The sequence below is a fragment of the Pseudomonas sp. 25 R 14 genome, assembly GCF_900004755.1.
Classification (GTDB): Bacteria; Pseudomonadota; Gammaproteobacteria; order Pseudomonadales; family Pseudomonadaceae; genus Aquipseudomonas; species Aquipseudomonas brenneri.
The window spans coordinates 147,769-161,401 of sequence record NZ_CVTS01000068.1; the positions used below are offsets into that span (position 1 = coordinate 147,769).

Below are 13,633 nucleotides of genomic sequence, written 5' to 3' on the forward strand. Positions count from 1 at the left end.
ACACATGAATCCTGATATTCCTCTTCAACTTCTGGACGGCATCACGGCACGGGAATTCCTGCGCGACTACTGGCAGAAAAAACCGCTGCTGATCCGCCAGGCCATCCCTGATTTCGAAAGCCCGATCGACGCCGACGAACTGGCAGGCCTGGCCCTGGAAGAAGAAGTCGAATCGCGACTGGTGATCGAACACGGCGAACGCCCGTGGGAACTGCGCCGCGGCCCGTTTGCCGAAGACGCCTTCAGCAGCCTGCCCGAGCGCGAGTGGACCCTGCTGGTGCAGGCGGTCGACCAGTTCGTGCCGGAAGTGGCCGAGCTGCTGGAGCAGTTCCGCTTCCTGCCAAGCTGGCGCATCGACGACGTGATGATCAGCTTTGCTGCCCCCGGTGGCAGCGTCGGTCCACACTTCGATAACTACGACGTATTCCTGCTGCAAGCACAGGGCAAGCGTAACTGGAAGATCGGCCAGATGTGCAGCTCGGAAAGCCCGCTGCTGCAGCACGCCGACCTGCGCATCCTCGCCGAATTCGAAGAGACTGCCGAATGGGTGCTGGAACCGGGCGACATGCTTTACCTGCCGCCGCGCCTGGCGCACTTCGGCATCGCTGAAGATGACTGCATGACCTACTCGGTAGGTTTCCGCGCACCGAGCGCCGCCGAAGTGCTGACCCACTTCACCGACTTCCTCAGCCAGTACCTGACGGATGAAGAACGCTACACCGACGCCGACGCCCAGCCCGTCAGCGACCCGCACCAGATCCAGAGCGACGCCCTGGACCGCCTCAAGAGCCTGCTGGCCGAGCACATGAGCGATGAGCGCATGTTGCTGACCTGGTTCGGCCAGTTCATGACCGAGCCGCGCTACCCGGAACTGGTCGCAGGCCCCGAAGAGCTGGCGCAGGACGAAGTGATCAGCAGCCTGGAAGACGGCGCAGTACTGATCCGCAACCCAAGCGCGCGCCTGGCCTGGTCGGAAGTGGACGACGACGTACTGCTGTTCGCCAGCGGCCAGAGCCGTTACCTGCCGGGCAAACTGCGCGAACTGCTGAAGATGATCTGCGCGGCCGACGCCCTGCACGTGGACAACCTGGGGCCGTGGCTGGCCGATGAAGATGGCCGCGACCTGCTATGCGAACTGGTCAAGCAAGGAAGCCTGGGGTTTGCCGATGAATAAAATTCGCGTACGTGTCGCAGACTGGCAAAAGGATATCGCCGAGATTCGGCGCATTCGTGAAGCGGTATTTATCGCTGAGCAATCGGTTCCACCTGAGCTGGAGTGGGACGCAGACGACGCTGGAGCCATGCATTTCCTCGCGCTGGAAGGCGACTTTCCGATTGGCACCGCTCGCCTGCTGCCCAGTGGCGAGATCGGCCGTGTGTCGGTCCTTAAGGACTGGCGCGGGCTGAAGGTCGGCGACAAGCTGATGGAAGCGGTGATGGGTGCGGCTGAGAAACGCGGCCAGACCCGGCAGTTCCTCAGCGCACAGGTGTATGCCGCGCCGTTTTATGAGCGACTGGGGTTCAAGATCGTCAGCGGGGAGTTCCTGGAAGTCGGGATTCCCCATGTTGATATGGAGCGCGAGGGCTGACTTTAGACCGATTCGCGCCCTTCGCGAGCAAGCCCGTTCCCACATTTGATCAGGTTCGACCTCTGGAATGCGGTCAAGTGTGAGAGCAGTCTTGCTCGCGAAGGCGTCATCAGCAACACCCAAAAAGGCCCTGCCATCCACCGATGCCAGGGCCTTTTGCCGTCTACGATTCAACTTGCGCCCCACCAGGCCGATAAACTGGCACTATCAAGCCCAAATGACTGCAGAGATAACGGACATGTCCCTACGCACCCTAGTCGCCAGCCTGCTCATGGCCGTCAGTTTTTCAGCAATTGCAGCTACCGAAGTCCTACCCCTGAACAACCGCACCAGCGCCGACCTGTTGCCCGTTGCGCAGAATTTCATTGGCAAGGACGGCACGGTCAGCGCCTACGGCAATCAGTTGATCGTCAATGCCGAGCCGGACAAAATCCAGGGCTTGCGCGCCCTGCTCGCACAACTGGACACACCCTCCAAACGCTTGCTGATCACCGTCGACACCAACGAAAACAATCAGCAAACCAATAGCCACATCATCACCTACAGCACCGAAAGCCGTGATGGCGGGATCCAGCAGATCCAGGCCAGCGAAGGCGTGCCAGCACTGATCCAGGTCGGCCAGAGCGTGCCACTGACCACCTCCCAGCCCGACGCCTATGGCCGCCCACAGAACCAGACCCAGTACCGCAACGTCACTCAGGGCTTCTACGTGACTGCCAGCGTCACCGGCGAGACCGTACACCTGAGCATCAGCACCAATCGTGACCGCATGAGCCAGGAGCGTCCCGATGTAGTGAACGTGCAAAGCACCGACACAACTGTCAGCGGGCGCCTGGGCGAGTGGATCACCCTGGCCGGCGTCAACCGCCAGACCCAGGCTGACAAACAGGGCGCGACCCGCACCTACTCGACTCAAGGCCGGGATGACCTGACACTGCGGGTCAAAGTCGACCCCCTGAACTGAAGCACCAAAAACTGACTGATTAGTCGTATTAGACCAAAGATGTAGTGCTATAAAAAAAGCACTACAAAACATTTGACGATCCAAAAAAGCATGGGCATGATGGCCTCGCTCCCGCTAATCAGGGGCCCTGGCAAGGGCCTTCGGATCGTCGCTCTAAGCTACCCACCTGAGCCGATTCGTGTCTGTACCGCCCACAAGGCGTGTTTGACGAGGTTGCGACTGGAACGAAGTTGTCCCGAGGGACGGAAGCTAACCAGGTAACCCGGCAACACACTGATGGATCGTATCAAGGCCCACGACGCCCGAAGACTGTTCTCGGTTCGCCTCTACCTGCTCACTTTCTCCCTTGAGCTCATCGTTCATCCCGTCGCCTTCCCCGCCAGACCCGACTTGACCGCCTAAGCTTCTGGTCAGCGAGCAGCCAAACCCACGCACTGAATACGTGGCTGGCAAACGGAATTTTCAACCCAGTAGTTTTTCCACAAAAGACGCGACGAGGTTTTTCCCCATGGCACTGACACGCGAACAGCAAATTGCAGCCCTTGAAAAAGACTGGGCTGAAAACCCACGCTGGAAAGGCGTGACTCGCGCTTACTCCGCTGCTGACGTCGTCCGCCTGCGCGGCTCGGTTCAACCTGAGCACACCTTCGCAAAACTGGGCGCCGAGAAGCTGTGGAACCTGGTCACCCAGGGCGCCAAGCCGTCCTTCCGTCCTGAGAAAGATTTCGTCAACTGCATGGGCGCCCTGACCGGTGGCCAGGCTGTGCAACAAGTCAAGGCTGGCATCCAGGCGATCTACCTGTCCGGCTGGCAAGTGGCTGCGGACAACAACTCCGCCGAGTCCATGTACCCTGACCAGTCGCTGTACCCGGTGGACTCCGTGCCAACCGTGGTCAAGCGCATCAACAACTCGTTCCGCCGCGCCGACCAGATTCAGTGGAAAGCAGGTAAAGGTCCGGGCGACGAAGGCTACATCGACTACTTCGCGCCAATCGTGGCTGACGCCGAAGCCGGTTTCGGTGGCGTACTGAACGCCTACGAGCTGATGAAGAGCATGATCGAGGCAGGCGCTGCCGGTGTTCACTTCGAAGACCAACTGGCTTCCGTGAAAAAATGCGGCCACATGGGCGGCAAGGTACTGGTTCCGACCCAGGAAGCCGTACAGAAGCTGACCGCTGCCCGCCTGGCTGCTGACGTTGCCGGCACCCCGACCATCATCCTGGCCCGTACCGACGCCAACGCAGCTGATCTGCTGACGTCGGACTGCGACCCGTACGACCAGCCGTTCGTGACTGGCGAACGCACTCAGGAAGGCTTCTACAAAGTACGCGCCGGTCTCGACCAGGCGATCGCCCGTGGCCTGGCCTACGCACCGTACGCCGACCTGATCTGGTGCGAAACCGCCAAGCCAGACCTGGACGAAGCCCGTCGCTTCGCTGAAGCGATCAAAAAGGAATACCCGGACCAACTGCTGTCCTACAACTGCTCGCCTTCTTTCAACTGGAAGAAGAACCTGGACGACGCGACCATCGCCAAGTTCCAGCGCGAACTGTCCGCCATGGGCTACAAGCACCAGTTCATCACCCTGGCCGGCATTCACAACATGTGGCACAGCATGTTCAACCTGGCGCACGACTACGCCCGCAACGACATGACTGCCTACGTGAAGCTGCAAGAGCAGGAATTTGCCGACGCGTCCAAAGGTTACACCTTCGTGGCGCACCAGCAGGAAGTGGGCACTGGCTACTTCGACGACATGACCACCGTAATCCAGGGCGGCTCCTCGTCCGTGACCGCGCTGACCGGCTCGACCGAAGAAGAACAGTTTCACTAAGTGACCTGAGCACACGGCCATTGCGGGCCCGATAGAAAGCTAACCGCAGTGCCGCACAATCTGACGCCCCGACTGGTTCGGGGCGTTTTTTTGCCCCGAGAAAACCCTCCTGCCCCAGCGAAGATCAGAATCTCCCACAATAAAAATGCGACCAACCTGATGTTTTGCGCAAAACCTTGATCCAGAGCGGTATTCACTTAGGAAAAATCGGTTAAAAGTTGCGCGCTAGCAACTTGCGCCAAACGGGCAAGTAACAACAACTTCCCCCGCGACGCGCCCAACACCCGCCTAAAACTCTTGCAAACAATATTCATTATCATTTAGAGCATTAAAACTTCATTACACCCTAAACAAAACACAATTGATTAAAATCAAGCTAATGCCCGCAGCGTCTGGGCTCCAGCCCCATAAAGGCGCACTATGTCCTTAATTCAGCGAATAAATTAGCTACAGGAATTTTACTTGCTAGGTGTTTAGCCATAAAATCACCGCGATTGATTGCGCTGCGACATATCGTCACTGCGTCGTTACTTTTTCGAGCTCAGAGACCTTTGCTCTCTGTTAAGGATTTCCAGCATGACCGAAGCGACAGGACTCATGGCCCACAACTGGGGCTTTGCCATTTTCCTCCTCGGTGTTGTCGGCCTTTGCGCCTTCATGCTCGGTGTTTCCAGCCTCCTCGGGTCAAAAGCCTGGGGCCGCAGCAAAAACGAACCGTTCGAGTCCGGCATGCTACCTACAGGTGGCGCCCGCTTGCGGCTCTCAGCCAAATTCTATCTGGTCGCGATGCTATTCGTGATCTTCGATATCGAAGCCCTCTTTCTCTTTGCCTGGTCTGTGTCTGTTCGCGAAAGCGGCTGGACCGGATTCGTCGAAGCTCTCGTTTTCATAGCAATTCTGTTGGCAGGCCTTGTCTACCTATTTCGAGTGGGCGCCCTTGACTGGGCTCCGGAAGCTCGTCGCAAGCGGCAAGCGAAGCTGAAACAATGAGGCTTTGGCGATGCAATACAATCTCACCAGGATCGACCCGGATGCTCCTAACGATCAGTACCCCATCGGCGAACGGGAAACCGTCTCCGATCCGTTAGAAGACCAAGTCCACAAAAACATCTACATGGGCAAGCTGGAAGACGTGCTGAGTGGCGCGGTCAACTGGGGGCGCAAGAATTCCCTGTGGCCGTACAACTTCGGCCTTTCGTGCTGCTACGTGGAAATGACCACCGCCTTCACGGCGCCCCATGACATCGCGCGCTTTGGCGCCGAAGTTATCCGGGCATCGCCGCGCCAGGCGGATTTCATGGTTATCGCCGGCACCTGCTTTATCAAGATGGCGCCGATCATCCAGCGTCTCTACGAGCAAATGCTCGAACCAAAGTGGGTGATCTCCATGGGTTCGTGCGCCAACTCCGGTGGCATGTACGACATCTACTCCGTGGTTCAGGGGGTGGACAAGTTCCTGCCCGTGGACGTCTACGTGCCTGGCTGCCCGCCCCGCCCTGAAGCATTCCTGCAAGGCTTGATGCTGCTGCAGGAATCGATTGGCAAGGAGCGTCGCCCGCTTTCCTGGGTCGTCGGCGATCAAGGCGTGTACCGCGCCGAGATGCCGTCGCAAAAGGAACAGCGCCGCGAACAGCGAATCGCAGTCACCAACCTGCGCAGCCCCGACGAAGTCTGATCCAGCACCGCTTCTTTTATAGAACGAAAACCTGGCTTCATTCTTTACGTTGACCGAAAGCGATAAAAAACCATGACTACAGGCAGTGCTCTGTACATCCCGCCTTATAAGGCAGACGACCAGGATGTGGTCGTCGAACTCAATAACCGTTTTGGCCCTGACGCCTTCACCGCCCAGGCCACGCGCACCGGTATGCCGGTGCTGTGGGTGGCGCGTGCCAAACTCGTCGAAGTCCTGACCTTCCTGCGCAACCTGCCCAAGCCGTACGTCATGCTCTATGACCTGCATGGCGTGGACGAGCGTCTGCGTACCAAGCGCCAGGGGCTGCCGAGCGGCGCCGACTTCACCGTGTTCTATCACCTGATGTCGCTGGAACGTAACAGCGACGTGATGATCAAGGTTGCCCTCTCGGAAAGCGACTTGAGCATCCCGACCGTGACCGGCATCTGGCCGAACGCCAGCTGGTACGAGCGTGAAGTCTGGGACATGTTCGGTATCGACTTCCCGGGCCACCCGCACCTGACGCGCATCATGATGCCGCCGACCTGGGAAGGTCACCCGCTGCGCAAGGACTTCCCGGCGCGCGCCACCGAATTCGACCCGTTCAGCCTGAACCTGGCCAAGCAGCAGCTTGAAGAAGAAGCCGCACGCTTCCGCCCGGAAGACTGGGGCATGAAGCGTTCCGGCACCAACGAGGACTACATGTTCCTCAACCTGGGCCCGAACCACCCTTCGGCCCACGGCGCATTCCGTATCATCCTGCAGTTGGACGGCGAGGAAATCGTCGACTGCGTGCCCGACATTGGCTACCACCACCGTGGTGCCGAGAAGATGGCCGAGCGCCAGTCCTGGCACAGTTTCATCCCGTACACCGACCGTATCGACTACCTCGGCGGCGTGATGAACAACCTGCCGTACGTGCTCTCGGTCGAGAAGCTGGCCGGCATCAAGGTCCCGGACCGCGTCGACACCATCCGCATCATGATGGCCGAGTTCTTCCGGATCACCAGCCACCTGCTGTTCCTGGGTACCTATATCCAGGACGTCGGCGCCATGACCCCGGTGTTCTTCACCTTCACCGACCGTCAGCGTGCGTACAAGGTCATCGAAGCCATCACGGGCTTCCGCCTGCACCCGGCCTGGTACCGCATCGGCGGTGTGGCCCACGACCTGCCGAACGGCTGGGAGCGCCTGGTCAAGGAGTTCATCGACTGGATGCCCAAGCGTCTGGACGAGTACCAGAAAGCCGCCCTGGACAACAGCATCCTCAAGGGTCGGACCATCGGTGTCGCTGCCTACAACACCAAAGAGGCCCTGGAATGGGGCGTCACCGGTGCGGGCTTGCGTTCGACGGGTTGCGATTTCGACCTGCGCAAGGCGCGTCCGTACTCCGGCTACGAGAACTTCGAGTTCGAAGTCCCGCTGGCGGCCAATGGCGATGCCTACGACCGTTGCATCGTGCGCGTCGAAGAAATGCGCCAGAGCCTGAAGATCATCGAGCAGTGCATGCGCAACATGCCGGCAGGCCCGTACAAGGCGGATCACCCGCTGACCACGCCGCCGCCTAAAGAGCGCACCCTGCAACACATCGAAACCCTGATCACGCACTTCCTGCAAGTCTCGTGGGGCCCGGTGATGCCGGCCAACGAGTCCTTCCAGATGATCGAAGCGACCAAGGGTATCAACAGTTATTACCTGACGAGCGATGGCGGCACCATGAGCTACCGCACCCGGATTCGCACCCCAAGCTTCCCGCACTTGCAGCAGATCCCTTCGGTGATCAAAGGCGAGATGGTCGCGGACTTGATTGCGTACCTGGGTAGTATCGATTTCGTTATGGCCGACGTGGACCGCTAAGCATGAACAGCACGCTTATCCAGACAGACCGTTTCACCTTGAGTGAAACCGAGCGCTCGGCCATCGAGCACGAGCTGCATCACTACGAAGATCCGCGCGCAGCGTCGATCGAAGCCTTGAAGATCGTCCAGAAGGAACGTGGCTGGGTGCCCGACGGCGCCCTCTACGCCATTGGCGAGATCCTCGGCATCCCGGCCAGCGACGTTGAAGGCGTGGCCACGTTCTACAGCCAGATCTTCCGCCAGCCGGTCGGCCGCCACATTATTCGCGTGTGCGACAGCATGGTCTGCTACATCGGCGGCCACGAGTCGGTGGTCGACGCGATCCAGAGCAAGCTGGGCATCGGCCTCGGCCAGACCACTGCAGACGGGCGTTTCACCCTGCTGCCGGTGTGCTGCCTGGGTAACTGCGACAAGGCGCCGGCGTTGATGATCGACGACGACACATTCGGCGACGTCCAGGCCTCTGGCGTCACCCAATTGCTTGAGGGCTACCCATGACCCTGACTTCCTTTGGCCCGGCCAACCTGATCAAGCGTTCGGCCGAAACCCACCCGCTGACCTGGCGCCTGCGTGACGACGGCGAGGCAGTATGGCTTGACGAGTACCAGGCCAAGAACGGTTATGCCGCAGCGCGCAAGGCTTTTTCCGACATGGCCCAGGACGATATCGTCCAGACCGTGAAGGATGCCGGCCTCAAGGGTCGCGGCGGTGCTGGCTTCCCCACGGGTGTGAAGTGGGGCCTGATGCCCAAGGACGAATCCATCAACATCCGCTACTTGCTGTGCAACGCGGATGAAATGGAGCCCAACACCTGGAAAGACCGCATGCTGATGGAGCAACTGCCCCATCTGCTGATCGAGGGCATGCTGATCAGTGCCCGCGCGCTGAAAACCTACCGTGGCTATATCTTCCTGCGTGGCGAATACACCACCGCCGCCAAGCACCTGAACCGTGCCGTGGAAGAAGCCAAGGCCGCAGGCCTGTTGGGCAAGAACATCCTCGGTTCGGGTTTTGACTTCGAGCTGTTCGTGCACACCGGCGCCGGGCGTTATATCTGCGGTGAAGAAACCGCCCTGATCAACTCCCTTGAAGGCCGCCGTGCCAACCCGCGTTCCAAGCCGCCCTTCCCTGCCGCCGTGGGCGTGTGGGGCAAGCCGACCTGCGTGAACAACGTCGAGACCCTGTGCAACGTGCCGGCGATCATCGCCGACGGCGTGGACTGGTACAAATCCCTGGCCCGCGAAGGCAGCGAAGACATGGGCACCAAGCTCATGGGCTTCTCCGGCAAGGTCAAGAACCCGGGCCTGTGGGAACTGCCATTCGGCGTGACCGCCCGCGAGCTGTTTGAGGACTACGCCGGCGGCATGCGCGACGGCTACACCCTGAAAGCCTGGCAGCCAGGCGGCGCCGGTACCGGCTTCCTGCTCCCTGAACACCTCGACGCACAAATGTATGCCGGCGGCATCGGCAAGGTAGGCACCCGGATGGGTACCGGCCTGGCGATGGCGGTGGACAATACCGTGAACATGGTGTCGTTGCTGCGCAACATGGAGCAGTTCTTCGCCCGTGAATCCTGTGGTTTCTGCACCCCGTGCCGCGATGGCCTGCCATGGAGCGTCAAGCTCCTGATGGCCATCGAGAAAGGCGAAGGCCAGCCGGGGGATATCGAGACCCTGCTGGGCCTGGTCGGTTTCCTCGGCCCTGGCAAGACCTTCTGTGCTCACGCACCGGGTGCCGTGGAGCCACTGGGCAGCGCAATCAAGTACTTCCGCTCGGAGTTCGAAGCCGGCATCGCGCCCAAAAGCGCCGCCGTCCCGCCTCTGGCAAAGCCGATCGTAGTCGGCGCGTAACGCTTCAATAAGCGAAGGGTCCGTGCCCTTCGCTTTGTCATGTGCTGACGCCTTGAAGGCTGTGTTGATGCACATGAATAACAAGATTCCATTAGCCACGCCCGCTGACAACGGGCCAACGAAGAACTTTGAACCATGGCCACTATCCACGTAGACGGCAAAGCGCTCGAAGTCGATGGGGCAGACAACCTGTTACAGGCGTGTCTGTCACTAGGCCTCGACATCCCTTATTTCTGCTGGCACCCCGCGCTTGGTAGCGTCGGTGCCTGTCGCCAGTGTGCGGTCAAGCAGTACACCGACGAGAACGACACCCGTGGTCGTATCGTCATGTCCTGCATGACCCCAGCCACCGACAACACCTGGATCTCCATCGAAGATGAAGAGTCCAAGGCGTTCCGCGCCAGCGTTGTCGAATGGCTGATGACCAACCACCCCCACGACTGCCCGGTCTGTGAGGAAGGCGGTCACTGCCACCTGCAAGACATGACGGTGATGACCGGCCACAACGAGCGCCGTTATCGCTTCACCAAGCGTACCCACCAGAACCAGGAACTGGGCCCGTTCATTTCCCACGAAATGAACCGCTGCATCGCCTGCTACCGCTGCGTGCGTTTCTATAAAGACTACGCCGGCGGCACCGACCTGGGCGTCTTCGGTGCCCACGACAACGTGTACTTCGGTCGCGTTGAAGACGGCGTGCTCGAAAGCGAATTCTCCGGCAACCTCACCGAGGTCTGCCCGACCGGTGTGTTCACCGACAAGACCCACTCCGAGCGCTACAACCGCAAGTGGGACATGCAGTTCGCCCCGAGCATCTGCCATGGCTGCTCCAGCGGTTGCAACATTTCCCCGGGCGAGCGCTACGGGGAACTGCGTCGCATCGAAAACCGCTTCAACGGTTCGGTCAACCAGTACTTCCTGTGCGACCGTGGCCGTTTCGGCTATGGCTACGTCAACCGCGAAGACCGTCCGCGTCAGCCACTGCTGCCCGATGGTGCCAAGCTGAGCCTGGACGACGCGCTGGATAAAGCCGCCGACCTGCTGCGCGGCCGTAACATCGTCGGTATCGGTTCGCCGCGAGCCAGCCTCGAAAGCAACTACGCGTTGCGCGAACTGGTCGGTGCCGAGCACTTCTACAGCGGTATCGAAGCCGCTGAACTGGAGCGCATCCGCCTGGTCCTGCAGGTGCTGAACGACAGCCCGCTGCCCGTACCGAACATGCGCGACATCGAAGACCACGATGCGATCTTCGTCCTCGGTGAAGACCTGACCCAGACCGCCGCCCGTGTGGCACTGTCCCTGCGTCAGTCGGTCAAAGGCAAGGCCGAAGAAATGGCCGACGCCATGCGCGTCCAACCGTGGCTTGACGCCGCAGTGAAAAACATCGGCCAGCACGCGCTGAACCCGCTGTTTATCGCAAGCCTGGCTGAAACCAAGCTCGACGATATCGCCGAAGAGTGCGTGCACGCAGCGCCAGACGACCTGGCCCGCATCGGTTTCGCCGTGGCCCACGCCCTTGACGCCAGCGCGCCTGCCGTCGAAGGCCTGGACGCAGAAGCCGTGGCCCTGGCCCAGCGCATCGCCGACGCCCTGCTGGCGGCCAAGCGTCCTTTGATCATTGCCGGTACCTCGTTGGGTTCCAAGGCGCTGATCGAGGCCGCAGCCAACATCGCCAAGGCCCTCAAGCTGCGCGACAAGAACGGCTCCATCAGCCTGGTTGTACCGGAAGCCAACAGCCTTGGCCTGGCCATGCTCGGCGGCGAGTCCGTGGACGCAGCCCTGCAAGCGGTGATCGACGGCAATGCCGACGCCATTGTGGTGCTGGAAAACGATCTGTACACCCGCACCGATGCCGCCAAGGTTGACGCTGCACTGAACGCCGCCAAAGTGCTGATCGTCGCCGACCACCAGAAGACCGCCACCAGCGACCGTGCCCACCTGGTGCTGCCAGCCGCCACCTTCGCCGAAGGCGACGGTACCCTGGTCAGCCAGGAAGGCCGCGCCCAGCGCTTCTTCCAGGTGTTCGATCCGAAGTACATGGACGCCAGCATCCTGGTTCACGAAGGCTGGCGCTGGCTGCATGCCCTGCGCGCAACCCTGTTGAACCAGCCGATCGACTGGACCCAACTCGACCACGTCACCGCCGCCACCGCCTCCAGCGCACCGCAACTGGCGCGTATCGTCGATGCCGCACCGTCCGCCGCGTTCCGCATCAAGGGCATGAAACTGGCCCGTGAACCGCTGCGTTACTCCGGGCGTACCGCCATGCGCGCTGACATCAGCGTGCACGAACCGCGTACCCCACAAGACAACGACACCGCGTTCGCCTTCTCCATGGAAGGTTACTCGGGTTCGGTCGAGCCACGTCAGCAGGTGCCTTTCGCCTGGTCGCCGGGCTGGAACTCGCCGCAGGCCTGGAACAAGTTCCAGGACGAAGTCGGTGGTCATATCCGCGCTGGCGACCCGGGCACCCGCCTGATCGAAAGCACCGGTGACTCGCTGAACTGGTTCGCTGGTGTGCCGCGTCCGTTCAACCCGGCCCAGGGCACCTGGCAGGTTGTGCCGTTCTTCCACCTGTTCGGCAGCGAAGAGAACTCTTCCAAGGCCGCGCCGGTGCAAGAGCGCATCCCGGCGGCCTACGTGGCGCTGGCCAAGTCCGAAGCCGACCGCCTGGGCGTCAACGACGGTGCCCTGCTCAGCTTGAACGTAGCCGGCCAGACCCTGCGTCTGCCGCTGCGCATCAACGACGAGTTGGGTGCTGGCCTGGTTGCCCTGCCAAAAGGCATCGCCGGCATTCCGCCGGCGATCTTCGGCCACACCGTTGACGGTCTGCAGGAGGCAGCGCAATGACTTGGTTCACTCCTGAAGTGATCGACGTGATCATCTCGGTGGTCAAGGCCATCGTGATCCTGCTGGCCGTGGTGGTCGCGGGCGCCCTGCTCAGCTTCGTCGAACGTCGCCTGCTGGGCTGGTGGCAGGACCGTTATGGTCCGAACCGCGTAGGCCCGTTCGGCATGTTCCAGATCGCTGCCGACATGCTGAAAATGTTCTTCAAGGAAGACTGGACCCCACCGTTTGCCGACAAGGTGATCTTCACCCTGGCACCGGTCGTGGCCATGAGCGCCTTGCTGATTGCCTTCGCAATCATCCCGATCACCCCGACCTGGGGCGTGGCGGACCTGAACATCGGCTTGCTGTTCTTCTTCGCCATGGCCGGTTTGTCGGTCTACGCGGTGCTGTTCGCCGGCTGGGCCAGTAACAACAAGTTCGCCCTGCTGGGCAGCTTGCGGGCCTCGGCCCAGACTGTGTCCTACGAAGTGTTCATGGGCCTGGCGCTGATGGGCATCGTGGTGCAGGTTGGCTCGTTCAATATGCGCGACATCGTCGAGTACCAGGCGCAGAACCTGTGGTTCATCATCCCGCAGTTCTTTGGCTTCTGTACCTTCTTCATCGCTGGCGTGGCCGTGACTCACCGTCACCCCTTCGACCAGCCGGAAGCGGAACAGGAACTGGCCGACGGCTACCACATTGAATACGCCGGCATGAAATGGGGCATGTTCTTCGTCGGTGAGTACATCGGCATCATCTTGATCTCGGCCCTGCTGGTCACGCTGTTCTTCGGCGGCTGGCACGGTCCGTTCGGCATCCTGCCGCAGTTGGCGTTCTTCTGGTTCTTCCTCAAGACCGCGTTCTTCATCATGTTGTTTATCCTGCTGCGCGCTTCCATTCCGCGCCCACGATACGACCAGGTGATGGATTTCAGCTGGCGCTTCTGCCTGCCGCTGACCCTGATCAATTTGCTGGTGACTGCTGCCGTTGTGTTGTTGAACACGCCAGCGGGCGCGGTTCAGTGAGGATTTGA

General features: G+C 60.6%; 11 protein-coding genes. All 11 read left to right on the top strand.

Annotated elements, in window-relative coordinates; all coding sequences use genetic code 11:
• The first annotated feature begins 4 nt into the window (after positions 1 to 4).
• The 11 genes from BFQ03_RS27085 to nuoH all read left to right on the top strand — a co-directional run bounded on the left by BFQ03_RS27085 (position 5) and on the right by nuoH (position 13,625).
• Positions 5 to 1,174, top strand: coding sequence for a ribosomal protein uL16 3-hydroxylase (locus BFQ03_RS27085; protein ID WP_065944417.1), 1,170 nt, complete (start codon positions 5 to 7; stop codon positions 1,172 to 1,174).
• Positions 1,167 to 1,589 (top strand): GNAT family N-acetyltransferase, encoded by a 423-nt coding sequence (locus tag BFQ03_RS27090; RefSeq protein ID WP_032857376.1) that lies wholly within the window; start codon positions 1,167 to 1,169, stop codon positions 1,587 to 1,589. The genes BFQ03_RS27085 and BFQ03_RS27090 overlap by 8 nt, the downstream gene beginning before the upstream one ends.
• Before the next feature lie 238 nt (positions 1,590 to 1,827).
• Positions 1,828 to 2,553, top strand: a complete 726-nt coding sequence (locus BFQ03_RS27095) for a secretin N-terminal domain-containing protein (protein ID WP_032857378.1) — start codon at positions 1,828 to 1,830, stop codon at positions 2,551 to 2,553.
• A 508-nt stretch (positions 2,554 to 3,061) separates the two neighbouring features.
• Positions 3,062 to 4,387 carry an isocitrate lyase gene (gene aceA, locus BFQ03_RS27100; protein ID WP_007946425.1) on the top strand — a complete coding sequence of 442 codons (1,326 nt, stop codon included), beginning with the start codon at positions 3,062 to 3,064 and terminating at the stop codon, positions 4,385 to 4,387.
• Between the two features lie 576 nt (positions 4,388 to 4,963).
• Positions 4,964 to 5,377 (top strand): NADH-quinone oxidoreductase subunit A, encoded by a 414-nt coding sequence (locus BFQ03_RS27105; protein WP_003219575.1) that lies wholly within the window; start codon positions 4,964 to 4,966, stop codon positions 5,375 to 5,377.
• 10 nt (positions 5,378 to 5,387) lie between these two features.
• Entirely contained in the window at positions 5,388 to 6,062 is a 675-nt protein-coding gene (locus tag BFQ03_RS27110) for a NuoB/complex I 20 kDa subunit family protein (protein WP_012724951.1), read from the top strand.
• A 72-nt stretch (positions 6,063 to 6,134) separates the two neighbouring features.
• A complete protein-coding gene (gene nuoC, locus BFQ03_RS27115; protein WP_032857382.1) occupies positions 6,135 to 7,919 on the top strand; it encodes an NADH-quinone oxidoreductase subunit C/D in 1,785 nt (594 codons plus the stop codon).
• 2 nt (positions 7,920 to 7,921) lie between these two features.
• Positions 7,922 to 8,419 carry an NADH-quinone oxidoreductase subunit NuoE gene (nuoE, locus tag BFQ03_RS27120; protein WP_029293358.1) on the top strand — a complete coding sequence of 166 codons (498 nt, stop codon included), beginning with the start codon at positions 7,922 to 7,924 and terminating at the stop codon, positions 8,417 to 8,419.
• Complete coding sequence (gene nuoF, locus BFQ03_RS27125; protein WP_032857385.1) at positions 8,416 to 9,771, top strand: NADH-quinone oxidoreductase subunit NuoF; 1,356 nt, start codon at positions 8,416 to 8,418, stop codon at positions 9,769 to 9,771. Before nuoE ends, nuoF begins: the two co-directional genes overlap by 4 nt.
• Before the next feature lie 135 nt (positions 9,772 to 9,906).
• A complete protein-coding gene (gene nuoG / locus BFQ03_RS27130; protein WP_065944418.1) occupies positions 9,907 to 12,621 on the top strand; it encodes an NADH-quinone oxidoreductase subunit NuoG in 2,715 nt (904 codons plus the stop codon).
• Positions 12,618 to 13,625, top strand: coding sequence for an NADH-quinone oxidoreductase subunit NuoH (nuoH, locus tag BFQ03_RS27135; protein ID WP_017737147.1), 1,008 nt, complete (start codon positions 12,618 to 12,620; stop codon positions 13,623 to 13,625). Before nuoG ends, nuoH begins: the two co-directional genes overlap by 4 nt.
• Positions 13,626 to 13,633 lie beyond the last annotated feature (8 nt).

Bases quoted from the DNA above. Each gene is read 5' to 3' on its own strand.
- BFQ03_RS27090 (WP_032857376.1), top strand. From the start codon at position 1,167: ATGAATAAAATTCGCGTACGTGTCGCAGACTGGCAAAAGGATATCGCC.
- nuoC (WP_032857382.1), top strand. From the start codon at position 6,135: ATGACTACAGGCAGTGCTCTGTACATCCCGCCTTATAAGGCAGACGAC.
- nuoH (WP_017737147.1), top strand. From the start codon at position 12,618: ATGACTTGGTTCACTCCTGAAGTGATCGACGTGATCATCTCGGTGGTC.
- nuoF (WP_032857385.1), top strand. From the start codon at position 8,416: ATGACCCTGACTTCCTTTGGCCCGGCCAACCTGATCAAGCGTTCGGCC.
- nuoG (WP_065944418.1), top strand. From the start codon at position 9,907: ATGGCCACTATCCACGTAGACGGCAAAGCGCTCGAAGTCGATGGGGCA.
- BFQ03_RS27095 (WP_032857378.1), top strand. From the start codon at position 1,828: ATGTCCCTACGCACCCTAGTCGCCAGCCTGCTCATGGCCGTCAGTTTT.
- BFQ03_RS27105 (WP_003219575.1), top strand. From the start codon at position 4,964: ATGACCGAAGCGACAGGACTCATGGCCCACAACTGGGGCTTTGCCATT.
- BFQ03_RS27085 (WP_065944417.1), top strand. From the start codon at position 5: ATGAATCCTGATATTCCTCTTCAACTTCTGGACGGCATCACGGCACGG.
- nuoE (WP_029293358.1), top strand. From the start codon at position 7,922: ATGAACAGCACGCTTATCCAGACAGACCGTTTCACCTTGAGTGAAACC.
- BFQ03_RS27110 (WP_012724951.1), top strand. From the start codon at position 5,388: ATGCAATACAATCTCACCAGGATCGACCCGGATGCTCCTAACGATCAG.
- aceA (WP_007946425.1), top strand. From the start codon at position 3,062: ATGGCACTGACACGCGAACAGCAAATTGCAGCCCTTGAAAAAGACTGG.